Origin of the sequence: Paraburkholderia sacchari, from assembly GCF_000785435.2 — a bacterium.
Lineage (GTDB): Bacteria > Pseudomonadota > Gammaproteobacteria > Burkholderiales > Burkholderiaceae > Paraburkholderia > Paraburkholderia sacchari.
Window position 1 is genome coordinate 645532 of record NZ_JTDB02000002.1, and the last position, 14941, is coordinate 660472.

General features: G+C 64.4%; 13 protein-coding genes and 1 pseudogene. 7 read left to right on the top strand and 7 right to left on the bottom strand.

Annotation, left to right across the window (positions count from 1 at the left end; genetic code table 11):
• Positions 1-123 precede the first annotated feature (123 nt).
• The 4 genes and pseudogenes from NH14_RS09695 to thiL form a co-directional block, all read right to left on the bottom strand.
• Positions 124-666: pseudogene (locus NH14_RS09695) on the bottom strand (cupin domain-containing protein).
• 138 nt (positions 667-804) lie between these two features.
• Positions 805-1305, bottom strand: coding sequence for a CinA family protein (locus NH14_RS09700; RefSeq protein WP_035534114.1), 501 nt, complete (start codon positions 1303-1305; stop codon positions 805-807).
• 74 nt (positions 1306-1379) lie between these two features.
• Entirely contained in the window at positions 1380-1958 is a 579-nt protein-coding gene (locus tag NH14_RS09705) for a phosphatidylglycerophosphatase A family protein (RefSeq protein ID WP_035534113.1), read from the bottom strand.
• Entirely contained in the window at positions 1948-2952 is a 1005-nt protein-coding gene (thiL, locus tag NH14_RS09710) for a thiamine-phosphate kinase (RefSeq protein WP_035534112.1), read from the bottom strand. Before thiL ends, NH14_RS09705 begins: the two co-directional genes overlap by 11 nt.
• A 181-nt stretch (positions 2953-3133) precedes the next feature.
• On the opposite strand from thiL, the gene NH14_RS09715 reads away from it, so the two are divergent.
• From NH14_RS09715 to NH14_RS09725, 3 genes are all read left to right on the top strand, one after another.
• The gene (locus NH14_RS09715; protein WP_052148559.1) at positions 3134-5428 is read left to right on the top strand and encodes an NADP-dependent malic enzyme; all 2295 of its coding nucleotides are present in this window, start codon (positions 3134-3136) and stop codon (positions 5426-5428) included.
• A gap of 311 nt (positions 5429-5739) precedes the next feature.
• Positions 5740-6258 (top strand): ribonuclease, encoded by a 519-nt coding sequence (locus tag NH14_RS34105; protein WP_084225973.1) that lies wholly within the window; start codon positions 5740-5742, stop codon positions 6256-6258.
• Between the two features lie 16 nt (positions 6259-6274).
• Complete coding sequence (locus tag NH14_RS09725) at positions 6275-6832, top strand: barstar family protein (protein WP_035534110.1); 558 nt, start codon at positions 6275-6277, stop codon at positions 6830-6832.
• Positions 6833-6918: 86 nt separating this feature from the next.
• Here the strand turns inward: NH14_RS09725 and NH14_RS09730 are convergent, their stop codons facing one another.
• Both NH14_RS09730 and NH14_RS09735 read right to left on the bottom strand, forming a co-directional pair.
• Positions 6919-7659, bottom strand: a complete 741-nt coding sequence (locus NH14_RS09730; RefSeq protein ID WP_035534109.1) for a 16S rRNA (uracil(1498)-N(3))-methyltransferase — start codon at positions 7657-7659, stop codon at positions 6919-6921.
• Between the two features lie 19 nt (positions 7660-7678).
• Positions 7679-8092, bottom strand: coding sequence for a VOC family protein (locus NH14_RS09735; protein ID WP_035534108.1), 414 nt, complete (start codon positions 8090-8092; stop codon positions 7679-7681).
• Between the two features lie 795 nt (positions 8093-8887).
• On the opposite strand from NH14_RS09735, the gene tkt reads away from it, so the two are divergent.
• Positions 8888-10888: a transketolase gene (gene tkt / locus NH14_RS09740; protein WP_237179606.1), complete on the top strand. Its 2001-nt coding sequence runs from the start codon at positions 8888-8890 to the stop codon at positions 10886-10888.
• A gap of 99 nt (positions 10889-10987) precedes the next feature.
• Positions 10988-11998, top strand: coding sequence for a type I glyceraldehyde-3-phosphate dehydrogenase (gene gap, locus NH14_RS09745; protein WP_035534107.1), 1011 nt, complete (start codon positions 10988-10990; stop codon positions 11996-11998).
• 89 nt (positions 11999-12087) lie between these two features.
• Here the strand turns inward: gap and NH14_RS09750 are convergent, their stop codons facing one another.
• Entirely contained in the window at positions 12088-12831 is a 744-nt protein-coding gene (locus NH14_RS09750; protein ID WP_052148558.1) for a FadR/GntR family transcriptional regulator, read from the bottom strand.
• A gap of 194 nt (positions 12832-13025) precedes the next feature.
• Between NH14_RS09750 and NH14_RS09755 the strand changes: the two genes are divergently transcribed.
• Both NH14_RS09755 and NH14_RS09760 read left to right on the top strand, forming a co-directional pair.
• Positions 13026-14363: a C4-dicarboxylate transporter DctA gene (locus NH14_RS09755; RefSeq protein ID WP_035534106.1), complete on the top strand. Its 1338-nt coding sequence runs from the start codon at positions 13026-13028 to the stop codon at positions 14361-14363.
• An 18-nt stretch (positions 14364-14381) separates the two neighbouring features.
• Positions 14382-14894: an ureidoglycolate lyase gene (locus NH14_RS09760; RefSeq protein ID WP_035534105.1), complete on the top strand. Its 513-nt coding sequence runs from the start codon at positions 14382-14384 to the stop codon at positions 14892-14894.
• Positions 14895-14941: the final 47 nt, after the last annotated feature.

The window sequence follows — 14941 nt, forward strand, 5'->3', positions numbered from 1 at the left end:
CTGGCGGCGGTACAACGGAACACGCTGTAGGGAGCGTGTCGCAGATGGTTTAGGTCGCCATCTGCACATTTGGCAGGGTTTTTGCGGCGCATCTTTGAGAGCGCCGCTTCTTTTTTTGTGCGGTCAATTTTTTGAAGCCACCGCAATTCCCGCCGGCTTTCTGAACAGCTCGATGATCCCGCGATGCAGCGGATATTTGTCAACGAGCGCATCCACATTTGCAAGCTCGAACTCGCTGAACTCGAACCCCGGCGCCACCGTGCAGCCCACGAGCGCGTACGTGGATGGGTCGCAGCAGCGCGCCGCAAACCAGTGTCCCGCCGGCACCACGACCTGAAAAACCGTGCCCGGATGGTCGAGCGCGTGGCCCAGCTTGCGCGTGGTCAGTACGCCACGCTCGTCGATCGAGTGAATTTCAATGGGCGAGCCCGCGTAGAAATGCCAGAGCTCGTCGGAGCGGATCCGGTGCTAGGTCGAGTAGGCGCCGTTCGCGAGCAGGAAGTAGATCGCGGTCGAGGCCGTGCGCGGGCCTTCGCTGGCCGGTGCGCCGTCGCGGCAGATCAGTTTGTCCGAACGGTAGGTTTCGCTGTAGTAGCCGCCTTCAGGATGGGGTTCGAGCCCAAAGCGGCGGATCAGTTCGTCGACGGGATTGCTGGCGCTGGCCAGTGCGATTGGCTTCGCGGCGGTTGACTTCACGGTAGTCATGGTGCGGGCCTCCTTGTCCTTGTCGATTGCATGAAGCGGTTGGGCTGCCGTCGGGGCGGTTATCCGCGCGCGTCCTGCGTTCGATCCGGCCGGACGCTTTCAGCGCTCCTTTTCGTCGATCAGCGTAAGCAGCCCGCGCAGCGCGTGGGTGGCGGCCTGCACGCGGATCTGCTCGCGGTCGCCCTTGAAGACCAGCGTTTCGACGCTCGTGTGCAGCCGGTTGCTCCAGCCGAACGACACCATGCCGACTGGTTTTTCCGGCGTGCCGCCGCCCGGACCGGCGACGCCCGTGATGGCGAGCGAAACTTGTGCCCGGCTGTTGCGCAACGCGCCTTCGGCCATCGCGCGCGCGACCGGTTCGCTCACGGCGCCGTGCTTTTCGATGAGTTCGGCGGGCACGCCGATCATCTCCGTCTTCGCCTGGTTCGAGTACGTGACGAAGCCGCGGTCGAACCAGCCGCTGCTGCCGGAAATGTCGGTGATGGCGGTGGCGACCATGCCGCCGGTGCAGGACTCGGCCGTGGCGAGCATGAGCCGTGCGTCGCGCAGCTTGTTGCCGGCGCGAATGGCGAGTTGATGAACGACGGAATCGGTAGGCATGGGAAATGTCCGTGGCGGTGTGCCGGTTTGTATTCTCTTACGGGTGGCCTGGGCGGTGGCGGCGTGCGTGGCGCTCAGACCGACATGCGCCAGAGGGCGATCACGAGCAGCGTGAAGAACGCGGCAATGAGGTCGACTAGCATGATGCCGAAGCCGCCCTTGAAGCGCCGCTCGAAATAACGGATGGGCGGCGGCTTCACCATGTCGAAGAAACGAAACACGACGAACGCCCAGAGTTTGCCCACGAAGTCGATGGGCGTGATCATCAGCAGCACGAGCCAGAACGCAACGATCTCGCCCCAGACGATGGCGCGGAGATCTTCGGTGCGCAGCATTTTTGCGGTGAACCCGGTGATGCCAATGCCGCCGAGAAAGCCCACGACGATCAGCAGGCCCCAGTCGAGCACCGTGAAGTAGCGGTTGAGCACTTCGAAGGCCGCCCATGCGAAGAGCGTGCCGGCTGCGCCTGGCGCGAGCCGCGAGAGTCCGGCGCCGAACCCGAGCGAGATCAGATGCAGCGGATGCGCGAGCATGAAGCGCGCGTCGGCGCGGCGCGGCGCCGCGCTCGTGGCCGTGGCGCTCGCGCCGGCATGGGCGGGCTGGCTGGCCGTCGCGAGTTTGTCGGCGGGCGCGGGCGTGGGGTCAGTCTGCATGAAAGTGGTCGAAGCCTTGCAACGTCAGGTTGAGCGGTGCACCCGAGGCGTCGCGCCACGTGATCGCGGGCGCAACAGGCGAACCTGCCATATCGGATGAAGTGATTGTACCGATGCGCGTCACGCGCCCGCCCGCCTGTTGCGCCGCTGCCAGGACGGCCTCGCGCTGCGCTTGCGCTGCCGTGAAGCAGAGTTCGTAGTCGTCGCCGCCGGCCAGCGCGCATTGCAGTTGCAGCGCGCGCGGCAGGCGCGCGAGCGCAGCCGAGAGCGGCAGCGCGTCCACGTCGATCTCGGCATTCACGTGCGAGCGCTCGAGGATGTGTCGCAGGTCGCCCGCGAGGCCGTCGGAGATGTCGAGCGCCGCGCGCGCAATGCCGCCGAGCGCGAGGCCGAGCGCGACGCGCGGCTCGGGATGTTCGAGCGCATGGCGAAAATGCGCGGCGTCTGCGCGATCGATCGGCACTTGCGGCCACTCTCCACGCAGCACGCCGAGACCCGCGCGCGCGTCGCCCGGCGTGCCCGACACCCAGATGTCGTCGCCGGGCTGGGCCGCGTCGCGCCGGAGAGCATGACTCTGGCGAACCGAGCCGAACACGGTGATGCACAGATTGAGCGGCCCGGCAGTGGTGTCGCCGCCGATCAGCTCGCAGCCGTAACGGTCGGCCAGCTCGAAAAGCCCGTTGCTGAACGCTTCGAGCCAGTCCTCGCGCGGCTTGGGCAGCGCGAACGCGAGCGTGAAGCCAAGCGGCGCGGCCCCCATCGCGGCGAGATCGGAAAGGTTCACGGCGAGCGCCTTGTGGCCGAGCGCGCGAGGGGCGACGTCGGGAAGAAAGTGACGGCCTTCCACGAGCATGTCCGTGGAGACGGCCAGCATTTCGCCGGCGGCCGGCGCGATCAGCGCGCAGTCGTCGCCGATGCCGAGCACGGCGCGGCGCGTGTTCGTGCGTGCGCGTCGCGCGAAATAACGGTCGATCAGGGAAAACTCGGAAAGCATGACGAATGGTCTATGACGAATGACTCGGGTGGTCCGGCGCGAGCCGCGCCGGCAGGGGCGTTCCCCTCATTGCGGTCGCGGCAGCCGCGCCCGAACTGTTAGGAATACCCGCAGGAATTGGCGCTACAATGCGATCGATCCAGATTTTGCCATTCTAGTCCGCACTTACGCCCTGCCCGCCATGTCGAATCCCGCCACGAACAAGCTGCGCGAAGCCGCCCTCGACTATCACGAATTTCCTGTGCCGGGAAAGATCGCGATTGCGCCGACCAAGCAAATGATCAACCAGCGCGACCTCTCGCTCGCGTACTCGCCGGGTGTTGCGTTCGCGTGCGAGGCGATCGTCGAGAATCCGCTGAATGCCGCGCGCTTCACGGCGCGCAGCAACCTCGTGGGCGTCGTGTCGAACGGCACGGCCGTGCTCGGGCTCGGCAATATCGGGCCGCTCGCCTCGAAGCCGGTCATGGAAGGCAAGGCGGTGCTGTTCAAGAAGTTCGCCGGCATCGACGTATTCGACATCGAGCTGAACGAGACCGACCCGCACAAGCTCGTGGACGTGATCGCCGCGCTCGAACCCACCTTCGGCGGCATCAATCTGGAAGACATCAAGGCGCCGGAGTGCTTCATCGTCGAACGTGAAGCGCGCAAGCGCATGAAGATTCCGGTCTTCCACGACGACCAGCACGGCACGGCCATCGTGGTGGCGGCTGCGTTCACCAATGGCCTGAAGGTCGTGGGCAAAGACATCAAGCAGGTGAAGCTCGTGGCCTCGGGCGCGGGCGCGGCGGCGCTCGCGTGTCTCGACCTGCTCGTCGACCTCGGCCTGCCGCTCGAAAACATCTACGTGACCGATCTCGCGGGCGTGGTCTACAAGGGCCGCACCGAACTGATGGATCCGGACAAGGAGCGCTTCGCACGCGAAACCAGCGCGCGCACGCTCGCTGAAGTGATCGAAGGCGCCGACATTTTCCTCGGCCTTTCCGCTGGCGGTGTCCTCAAGCCGGAAATGGTCAAGCAGATGGCCGAGAAGCCGCTTATCCTCGCGCTCGCGAATCCCACGCCGGAAATCCTGCCGGAACTCGCGCTCGAAGCGCGTCCGGACGCGGTGCTTGCCACGGGCCGCACGGACTACCCGAACCAGGTGAACAACGTCCTGTGCTTCCCGTTCATTTTCCGCGGCGCGCTCGACGTGGGCGCGACCACTATCACGCGCGAGATGGAAATCGCCGCCGTGAATGCGATCGCGGAACTGGCGCGCCAGGAGCAGAGCGATGTCGTGGCCACGGCTTACGGCATCCAGGATCTGCAATTCGGGCCTGAATATTTGATTCCGAAGCCGTTCGATCCGCGTTTGATCGTGAAGATCGCGCCGGCCGTCGCGAAGGCCGCGATGGATTCGGGCGTGGCGACCCGTCCGATCGAGGACATGGACGCCTACACGCAGCACCTGCAGCAATTCGTCTATCACAGCGGCACGACCATGAAGCCGATCTTCCAGCTCGCGCGCGCCGCCGAGCCGGAGAAGAAGCGCATCGTGTTCGCCGAAGGCGAAGAGGAGCGCATCCTGCGCGCGGTGCAGATCGTGGTCGACGAAAAACTCGCCAAGCCGATCCTGATTGGCCGCCCGGCGGTGATCGAGCAGCGCATGGCGCGCTACGGCCTGCGTCTGGTCGCGGGTCAGGATTACACGGTCGTCAACACCGACCACGACGAGCGCTATCGCGACTTCTGGCAAAGCTACGCGAAGCTCATGGCGCGCAAGGGCATCACGCAGCAAATGGCGAAGCTCGAAATGCGCCGCCGCACCACGCTGATCGGCTCGATGCTGGTGGAGAAGGGCGAGGCCGACGGCATGATCTGCGGCACGGTCAGCACGACGCACCGTCATCTGCACTTCATCGACCAGGTGATCGGCAAGAAGGAAGGCTGCAACGTCTATGCGGCGATGAACGCGCTGGTGTTGCCGAACCGCCAGATTTTCATCGTCGACACGCACGTGAACGTCGACCCGACGCCCGAGCAGCTTGCCGAAATCACCATCATGGCAGCGGAGGAAGTGCGCCGCTTCGGCATCGAGCCGAAGGTCGCGCTGTGCTCGCACTCGAACTTCGGCTCGAGCCTTGCTGCCTCGGCGCAGAAGATGCGCGATCTGCTGGAGATTCTCAAGGAGCGCGCGCCGGACCTCCAGGTGGACGGCGAGATGCATGGCGACGTCGCGCTCGACGCGAACCTGCGCCGCGAGATCCTGCCGGAGTCGACGCTCGAAGGCGACGCGAACCTGCTCGTCATGCCGAACATCGACGCGGCGAATATCTCCTACAACCTGCTGAAGACGGCGGCGGGCAACAACATCGCCATTGGCCCGATGCTGCTCGGCGCGGCCAAGCCGGTGCACGTGCTGACCGCTTCGGCCACCGTGCGCCGGATCGTCAACATGACCGCGCTGCTGGTCGCCGATGTGAACGCGACGCGTTAAGTTTTTCGCGTCGGGGTCTCATCAAGCCGTAACTCCGCGGAGTCGTCGCGGCTTCGTGTTTCATACCGGCGGCGCTGCTCGCCGCCGGTATTCCGCCCCCACTTCAGGTGCACATCAGGCGCACTTCTGGCCGATGGCCGGCCGCGTTCCGGCACCATCTCCACATTTGTAAAATTTACCGGTTTGCCGCTTGTGCGCGGTCAAGCCCTGTTTGTCGTCGCCGGTGCGCGATTGCTTCCAGGGTCCATTAGCGATACCCTTACACCTTTAATGGTCGTCGAAAGCGTGATCCGAGAGGCGGGAATCCGAAGATGGTACGTATAGGACTGCCTGCTGTTTCAACGGCCAAAAACGCTAGCGCATCGGCCGATTCGGCACGTGTAAGTCATTGTTTTGTTGGGGGTTTCTGGCGTCGTTCGAGCGATGTTCAGCGGTTGGCATCGGTTGCGTCGGCGGCGTTGCTGGCGGCGGCGCTGGTGTGCTCGCAAGGCGTCGTGGCGCGCACTCCGGTGCCGTACGATGCCGGAGCATCGGGGGTATCGTCAGGCACCGTGAGCGTGGGCGAGTTGCCGCGCGAAGCGGTCAACACACTGAGCCTGGTTGCCGGAGGCGGGCCCTATCCGTTTGAGAAAGATGGCATCGTGTTCGGTAATTACGAGCAGCAGTTGCCGAAGCATCGGCGCGGTTACTACCACGAATACACTGTCCCGACGCCCCGAGCGCACAACCGCGGCGCGCGGCGCATTGTCTGCGGCGGTCCGCTCAGGCGCACGGACAACTGCTATTACACCGACGACCACTACGCCAGTTTTAAGCGAATTGTTGAATGACACCGGGAAAAGCAGCATGAGCGATAACACTTACGCGCACGACCCGCGGGTCGCGAGCGATCTGTTCGCGTCCGGCGAGGGCAACCTGTTCCAGCGCGTTATGCAGATGCATCACGACGACCAGCAGCGCGAAGCCGCGCGCAGGGGTGAGGCAAATTCATCGAACGAGGAGGCCATGGACCTGTTTGCGACCGTCCAGTCGAATATCGTCCAGTCGATCCGTGCGTTCCGCGTGCAGGATCTCGCCGACGAGGCGCAGCGGTTGCAGCAGCATTTCCTATATGCGTATTGCGCCAACGCGCAGACCAAGCAGGAAGTGCTCGAAACCATTGCCACATCGTTTCTGTTTCCGAAGCATTTCGGCAAGAACTACGATGGTTTGTACGATTGCTTGACCGACCTGGTGCAAAAGGCCGGTGAGCAGCCGGGTTTCGTGATCGTGCTCGACGGCTTGCCGATCGCACAGAAGTTCGATAAGGACGGGCGCGAGACGCTGCTCGACGTGTTCCGCGAAGCTTCGGAGTACTGGGCCGAGCGCAAGGTGCCGTTCCGCGTCTTTTATTCGTTCGCCTGAGCGTCTGCCATTTGAGAATCGTCGCATTCTTGCGACAAAAATACGCAGGCCCGCCGCATGATCGCATGCGGCGGGCCTTGTCATTTTTACCAGCCGCCCCAGCGCGCGGCCAGCGCTGCGAGCACGGCGATGCCTGCCGTCTCGGTGCGCAGGATGCGGGGCCCCAGCCCCACGGCGATAAAGCCGTGATCGAGCGCCGCGGCTTCTTCCGGCGACGAGAAACCGCCTTCGGGGCCGACCAGAACCGTGATTTCGCCTTGCGGCGGGGTGTTGGGCAGGGTGGCGAACGACACGTTCGCGCGCGGCGAAAGCAGCACGCGCAACTCGCCGTCGCCGGGCGTTTTGGGCAGCGAGCCGAGCCAGGTGCCGATCTCGCGGGTGGAGGCGACTTCGGGCATGCGGTTGCGTCCGCATTGCTCGCACGACGCCTGGACGATGCGCTGCCAGTGAACCTGGCGGCGCACGGCGCGCTCGCCCACGAGGCGCACGACGCTGCGCGAGGTGGTGAGCGGCACGAAGTTCGTCGCGCCCAGTTCGACGGCCTTTTCGATCAGCCAGTCCATCTTGTCGCTGCCGGCAATACCTTGCGCGAGCGTGAGCCGGTACGGAGGTTCGGTCTCGACGTCGCGGAACGGACCTACGCGCACTTGTGTGTCGCGGCGCTCCATGGCGATGATTTCGGCGCTGTATTCACCCCCCACGCCGTTGAACAGCACGATCGTGTCGCCGGGCTGCAGCCGCAGCACCTGAACGTGTCGCGTCACTTCGTCCGGGAGAGTGAAGACGTCGCCGGACTGCAGGGAGTTTCCGACGAAAAAACGGGGCATAAGACAAGTTCTCATTGCTTCATGACAGATGGCGAGCAAGCGCCCAGCGGTAGCCGTCGAGGTCTTCGACCTGAGCAAAACGGTCACCCCAGAATTGGTCCTGCGGCTCGCTCAACGATTTCGCGCCAGCGTCCAGCGCTCGCGCATACACCGCGTCGACATTGTCGACGTAAAGGTAAAAGGATTGGGGCGCGATCGCGTTCGCGCTCTTCGGCGTGCGCGCCGTCGAACCGAATGCGCCCTCCGGCGCGAACATTACGATCAGCTGATCGTGATATGTCATTTCCACATGCATGACCGCACCGTCGTCCGCCACGCAATCGCGCACCGCAAAACCGAACGCCGCCTGGAAAAATTCGATTGCGTCGCGCGCATCGCGCACCGTCAGATACGGCGTCAGCCACGGCACGCCTGCGGGGCGGGGTGCGGTCATCGGATTTCTCCAGATTCAGGTTGAGGGACGAGCGGGTGGTTGGAGGCTGTCTGGGTCGGTTGGCACGCGAAAATGTGATGAACGCTGCGATTCTCCAACGTTGTGCACCCTAAATCTGTAGGAATTGGCCTAGTTTGTCGCGGGGGGGCCGAAGTGCCGTCCGGCGCGTTGCGCGCGGGCGTGCGGCGCACGACCACGCCCCTGAGATCGGCGCGCGCGTGTGTACGTGTCGGGAAAACCTTACGGCGTATCGGGGCGGAACGAAGGAGGCGCGGCAAGGTCAAGGTGATATCGAGCGACGAGAGAGCGGGTGCTGGCGGTGCATTCGGCCAAAGCCATGCAACATGCGCACAAAACCGGAGAGCGACAAGTCGCCGCCACGTTGCAAATGAATATAAATCGGGCCCGATTGACAGGTAAATCAGGGCAGTAGCCGTATTATACGGGCAGCCGGCCGGGCTGCCGCCGCCTTGCGGCGCACATCGGGTGCGCCGCAAGATAATGGGGGCGGGTCTGTTGCGGATTTCGGGCAAGTGGAGGGCCTCGCCAGGTCCTGGCTGTCAGGGAAAATCCGCACGATCTGTTAGAATATCGCCCTTTGCAGCCCTGTCCGTTTGCTCTGGCCGTTTGCGTCTTCCTGGCGCCGCATCGCGCGCCGCAGCGAACATTTCTGCCGAGCTTCCGGAACCGTGCGCTGCCGCGCGAGCGCTGCTGAATGCAGCCGCCCAAGCCGTTTTTGCCCTCGTTCCCGGACTCGACATGACGACCTCGTCCTCCCCCGCTACCACCCAATTGATGGCCAACGCGATTCGCGCGCTGTCCATGGACGCTGTTCAGCAAGCGAACTCCGGCCACCCCGGCATGCCCATGGGCATGGCCGAGATCGCCGTCGCGCTGTGGTCGCGCCATCTGCGCCACAACCCGACCAATCCGCACTGGAGCGACCGCGACCGTTTCGTGCTGTCGAACGGCCACGGCTCGATGCTGCTGTACTCGTTGCTGCACCTGACCGGCTACGACCTGCCGATGGCCGAGCTGAAGAACTTCCGTCAACTGCACTCGAAGACGCCGGGCCACCCGGAGTTCGGCATCACGCCGGGCGTCGAGACCACCACGGGCCCGCTCGGCCAGGGTATTGCGAACGCGGTTGGCATGGCGCTGGCTGAAGCGCTGCTCGCCGCCGAGTTCAACAAGGCGGACGCGAAGATCGTCGATCACCACACCTACGTGTTCCTCGGCGATGGCTGCCTGATGGAAGGCATCTCGCACGAAGCCTGCTCGCTCGCCGGCACGCTCAAGCTCAACAAGCTGATCGCGTTCTACGACGACAATGGCATCTCGATCGATGGTGACGTGGTCAACTGGTTCCACGACAACACGCCCGAGCGCTTCCAGGCCTACGGCTGGAACGTGATCCCGCACGTGGACGGCCACGACGTGGACGCTGTCGACGCGGCCATCCAGAAGGCGAAGGCCTCGGACAAGCCCACGCTGATCTGCTGCAAGACCATCATCGGCAAGGGCGCGCCCACCAAGCAGGGCGGCCACGACGTGCATGGCGCGGCGCTCGGCGCGGACGAAATTGCCAAGTGGCGCGAAGCCGCGGGCTGGAAGTGGGAGCCGTTCACGCTGCCGCAGGAAGTCTACGCAGACTGGGACGCCAAGGCCGCTGGCGCGAAATTCGAAGCCGCGTGGAACGAAGCGTTCGCCGCGTACCAGTCGAAGTACCCGGCCGAAGCCGCGGAGTTCACGCGCCGCATGGCCGGCAAGCTGCCCGCCGACTGGGCGCAAAAGGCTGCGCAGATCGTCGCCGGCGCGGATTCGCGTAAGGAAACCGTCGCTACGCGCAAAGCCTCGCAGCAAGCCATCGAAGGGCTTGCTGCAGTGCTGCCGGAACTGCTCGGCGGCTCGGCTGACCTGACCGGCTCGAACCTCACCAACTGGAAGGCGTCGAAGCCCGTGCGCGCGGCCAAGGAAGGCGAGGCCGGCATTCAGTGGGGCAACCACATCAACTACGGCGTGCGCGAGTTCGGCATGAGCGCGGCGCTCAACGGCATCACGCTGCACGGCGGCTACCGCGCGTTCGGCGGCACCTTCCTGACGTTCTCGGATTACAGCCGCAACGCGCTGCGCGTGGCCGCGCTGATGAAGTGCCCGTCGATCTTCGTGTTCACGCACGACTCGATCGGCCTTGGCGAAGACGGCCCGACGCACCAGTCGATCGAGCAGGTCGCGAGCCTGCGCCTGATCCCGAATATGACGCTCTGGCGTCCGGCCGATACCGTCGAAACCGCGGTGGCCTGGACCGAGTCGATTGCCCACCATGGCCCGTCGAGCCTCGTTTTCAGCCGTCAGAACCTCGCGTTCAACGAGCGCACCGATGCGCAGATCGCCAACATCGCGAAGGGCGGCTACGTGCTCAAGGACTGGAACGACGAGATCCCGAGCCGCAAGATCATCCTGATCGCGACGGGCTCGGAAGTCGAACTGGCGATGAAGGCCGTCGAGGCGCTGCAGCGCGAAGGCATTGGCGCGCGCGTGGTGTCCATGCCGTCCACCAATGTGTTCGACAAGCAGGACGCCGAATACAAGGAGCGCGTGCTGCCCAAGGGCGTGCGCCGTGTCGCGATCGAAGCTGGCGTGACCGACTTCTGGCGCAAGTACGTGGGCCTCGAAGGCGGCGTGGTCGGCATCGACACGTTCGGCGAATCGGCTCCGGCTGGCGTGCTGTTCAAGCACTTCGGCTTCACGGTCGAGCACGTCGTCGCGACGGCCAAGGCTGCGCTGCACAACTAAGTATTGCTATATGGGCCCGCCTTGCGCGGGCCTTTTGCTGTATGCGCCACAGCACAGGCAGCAGCGGCACCCGAATTTTTACTCATCAGGAGATGAACCATGACGATCCGCGTCGCTATCAACGGCTACGGCCGCATTGGCCGTAACACGCTTCGCGCGTTCTACGAGAACGGCAAGAAGCACGACATCCAGATCGTTGCGATCAACGACCTCGGTGATGCGAAGACCAACGCGCATCTGACGCAATACGACACGGCGCACGGCAAGTTCCCGGGCGAGGTGAAGGTCGACGGCGACTACCTCGTCGTGAACGGCGACCGTATCCGCGTGCTGGCCAACCGCAACCCGGCCGAACTGCCGTGGGGCGAGCTGGGCGTCGACGTCGTGATGGAATGCACGGGCTTCTTCACGACCAAGGAAAAGGCCAGCGCCCACCTGAAGGGCGGCGCGAAGAAGGTGATCATCTCGGCGCCGGGCGGCAAGGACGTCGACGCAACGATCGTCTATGGCGTGAACCACGACGTTCTGAAGGCCGAGCACACGGTCATCTCGAACGCATCGTGCACGACCAACTGCCTGGCACCGCTCGTCAAGCCGCTGAACGACAAGATCGGCCTCGAAACCGGCCTGATGACGACGATTCACGCATACACGAACGACCAGGTCCTGACCGACGTGTACCACGAAGACCTGCGCCGCGCGCGCTCGGCTACGCAAAGCCAGATCCCGACGAAGACGGGCGCCGCTGCGGCAGTCGGCCTCGTGCTGCCGGAACTGAACGGCAAGCTGGACGGCTACGCAATCCGCGTCCCGACCATCAACGTGTCGGTCGTCGACCTGTCGTTCATCGCCAAGCGCGACACGACGGTTGAAGAAGTCAACGCGATCATGAAGGAAGCTTCGGAAGGCGCGCTCAAGGGCATCCTCGGCTACAACGACGCACCGCTGGTTTCGATCGACTTCAACCACAACCCGGCATCGTCGACGTTCGACGCCACGCTCACGAAGGTCTCGGGCCGTCTCGTGAAGGTGTCGAGCTGGTACGACAACGAGTGGGGCTTCTCGAACCGCATGCTGGACACGGCGGTTGCTCTCGCGAACGCGAAGTAAGTCTGCTTGTCTTGCCGGTGCCGCCGGGCCTCGCGGTCCGGTGCGCGCCACGATAAACCGCCCATCGACTGGGCGGTTTTTTTTCGCCCTTACTTTTCGGCGTCGACGACAGGCGCCGAAGCGGGAAAAGCGGCGGACGCGGGCGTGGGCGGCCTCGGGAAGTAGACGCCCGCGCGCTGGGCGGCATTGGCGATGTGGGCCTCGATGGCCGCGCCCGCCGCGGCGCTGTCACGCGCCTTGAGCGCCGCCACGATCAGGCTGTGTTCCCGATGCGTGGAAAGTACGAGCTCGCGCCGGTAGAACGGCATGCGCTGGCTCTCTTTCATGATGTCGGCGCTGTTGCGCAGGATCGATTCGATCGCCGCATTGCCCGCGAGAGTCACGATGCGCATATGGAAGTCGAAGTCCAGTTGCGCGGCTTCGTCGAGTTCGTCGCAGGCGAGCGCTTCGTGGAGGGTGTCGGTGTTGTGCTCGAGCCAGGCGATATCGGCGTCGCTGATTGCGAGCGCCGCCATGCGCGCGGCGAAGCCTTCGAGCGCGTAGCGCATCTGGTAGGTGTCGGGCAGCGACGACTGGTCGGCAAAGCGCCACGGGTGAGCACTCGTGGCCTGCGCGCTCGTGACGTAGACGCCCTTGCCCGCGCGGATCGACAGCATGCCGAGCGCTTCGAGCGTGGAGAGCGCCTCGCGCAGCGACGCGCGGCTGATCGCCAGTTCCTCGGAGAGCTGCCGCTGGGCGGGCAGCAGGCTGCCGACCGGGTACAGGCCAGCTTCGATCCGGGTGCGGATCGTGGCAATGGCGGCATCAGTGACGGTGTGCGGAACGTTCTTCATCGGACGGCTCGCAAGCCTCGCGTGGTCTGACCGGTATTGTAGTCCGGAGCAGCGGGCCGGGCAGGCGATACGAGGGTAAACACCGCGCAAGGCAATCTTGACTCCAATATATCGGCTTCCTACTATTCGCCATAACACTACTGGTCAGACCAGTAAGAACAGTTGTCTGCTGCCCCTGCCCGAAGGAGAAAGTCGTGACGAAGTTCCTCAACTCGCTGTTTGGCCGCGTAGTGATTGCCCTTGTGCTGGGCATCGTAGTCGGTGCGGTATTTCCCCATTTCGCCCAATCCCTGCGGCCGCTCGGCGACGGCTTTCTCAAGCTCATCAAAATGGTGATCGGTCCCATCGTGTTCTGCGTGGTCGTGAGCGGTATGGCGCACGCGGGCGATCTGAAGAAGGTGGGGCGGGTCGGTCTGAAGTCGGTGGTCTACTTCGAGTTCATGACCACCATCGCGCTCGTGATTGGCGCCGTGCTCGCGTATATCACGCGTCCGGGCGCAGGCATGAACGTGGACCTGCATTCGCTCGACGCGGCTTCGCTCGCGACCTACACCGAGCATGCCAAGAGCCTGAAAGACACCGCCGGCTTCCTGCTGAAGATCATTCCCGACACGGCGTTCGATGCCTTCGCGAAGGGCGATATCCTGCAGATCCTCGTGTTTTCAGTGCTGTTCGGCAGCGCGCTCTCGCTGCTCGGCCCGAAGGCACAGCGCGTGAACGTGCTCATCGACGAGCTTTCGCAGGTGTTCTTCCGCGTGATGGGCTTCATCATCAAGCTCGCGCCGCTCGGCGTGCTCGGCGCGATCGCGTTCACGACCGGCACATACGGCGTGGCTTCGCTCAAGCAACTCGGTTTTCTCGTGGTCGTGTTCTACGCGAGCTGCATCGTGTTCGTCGCGGTTGTGCTCGGCATCGTGATGCGCCTCGCGGGCTTCAATATCTTCAAACTGATCCGCTATCTGCGTGAAGAACTGTCGATCGTGCTCGGCACCGCATCGTCCGACGCCGTGCTGCCGCAGATCATGCGCAAGCTCGAATGGATGGGCGTGAAGGACTCCACCGTCGGTCTCGTGATCCCGACCGGTTATTCGTTCAACCTCGACGGCTTCTCGATCTATCTCACGCTCGCCGTGATCTTCATCGCGCAAGCCACCAATACGCCGCTTTCGACGCACGACCTGATCGTGGTGGTGCTCGTGTCGCTCATCACCTCCAAGGGCGCCCACGGCATTCCGGGCTCGGCAATCGTGATTCTCGCCGCCACGCTCTCCGCGATTCCGGCGATCCCCGTGCTCGGCCTCGTGCTGATTCTGCCGGTGGACTGGTTCGTCGGCATCGCCCGCGCGCTCACGAACCTGATCGGCAACTGCGTCGCCACGGTGGTGGTCGCGGTGTGGGAGCGTGACATCGACAAGGCGCGTGCGAAGCGCGTGCTCAACCTCGAGCCTGGCTACCTGTACGTGCCGGCGGGAGAGGACGATGAGTCGGCGGACGCTGCAGCACTCGGCGGCAAGCCTGCCCACGCAATGTGAATTGAACAAGGAGCCCGCATGAAAACCCTGCTGCTGGAACCTTTGACGCGCGAGGCCTTCGCACCATTCGGCGACGTGATCGCGCTCGACGGCGCGCGCCATTTTCCGATCAACGGCGGCACTACCGAGCGTTTTCACGATCTGGCGCTGATCGATACGAGCGAGGCCGGCGGCCGGCCCATCGTCAGCGTATTTCGCGCCCAGCCGCGCGCCTGGCCGGTCGAGATCTCGATGATGGAGCGGCATCCGCTGGGCAGCCAGGCGTTCGTGCCGCTCGGCGAGGTGCGCTACGCCGTGGTCGTTGCACCCGCGGGCGAACTCGATCCGGCGCAACTGCGCGCGTTCTGGGTCGAGGGCGGGCAGGGCGTCAATTATGCGAAAGGCGTCTGGCACCACCCGCTGCTTGCGTTCGATCGCGTGAGCGACTTTCTCGTGGTCGACCGTGGCGGCCAGCAGCCGAATTGCGATGAGGTGGCGCTGGATGGGGTCTGGCGGCTCGTCCACGCGCCCGAGACTGCCGCGCTTGCCTGAGGTCCGGCGCGGCTGCGCCCGCGCTAAATCACGTTAGCCTCAACGCC

Bases quoted from the DNA above. Each gene is read 5' to 3' on its own strand.
- NH14_RS09700 (WP_035534114.1), bottom strand. From the start codon at position 1,305: ATGCCTACCGATTCCGTCGTTCATCAACTCGCCATTCGCGCCGGCAAC.
- NH14_RS09705 (WP_035534113.1), bottom strand. From the start codon at position 1,958: ATGCAGACTGACCCCACGCCCGCGCCCGCCGACAAACTCGCGACGGCC.
- thiL (WP_035534112.1), bottom strand. From the start codon at position 2,952: ATGCTTTCCGAGTTTTCCCTGATCGACCGTTATTTCGCGCGACGCGCA.
- NH14_RS09715 (WP_052148559.1), top strand. From the start codon at position 3,134: ATGTCGAATCCCGCCACGAACAAGCTGCGCGAAGCCGCCCTCGACTAT.
- NH14_RS34105 (WP_084225973.1), top strand. From the start codon at position 5,740: ATGGTACGTATAGGACTGCCTGCTGTTTCAACGGCCAAAAACGCTAGC.
- NH14_RS09725 (WP_035534110.1), top strand. From the start codon at position 6,275: ATGAGCGATAACACTTACGCGCACGACCCGCGGGTCGCGAGCGATCTG.
- NH14_RS09730 (WP_035534109.1), bottom strand. From the start codon at position 7,659: ATGCCCCGTTTTTTCGTCGGAAACTCCCTGCAGTCCGGCGACGTCTTC.
- NH14_RS09735 (WP_035534108.1), bottom strand. From the start codon at position 8,092: ATGACCGCACCCCGCCCCGCAGGCGTGCCGTGGCTGACGCCGTATCTG.
- tkt (WP_237179606.1), top strand. From the start codon at position 8,888: ATGGCCAACGCGATTCGCGCGCTGTCCATGGACGCTGTTCAGCAAGCG.
- gap (WP_035534107.1), top strand. From the start codon at position 10,988: ATGACGATCCGCGTCGCTATCAACGGCTACGGCCGCATTGGCCGTAAC.
- NH14_RS09750 (WP_052148558.1), bottom strand. From the start codon at position 12,831: ATGAAGAACGTTCCGCACACCGTCACTGATGCCGCCATTGCCACGATC.
- NH14_RS09760 (WP_035534105.1), top strand. From the start codon at position 14,382: ATGAAAACCCTGCTGCTGGAACCTTTGACGCGCGAGGCCTTCGCACCA.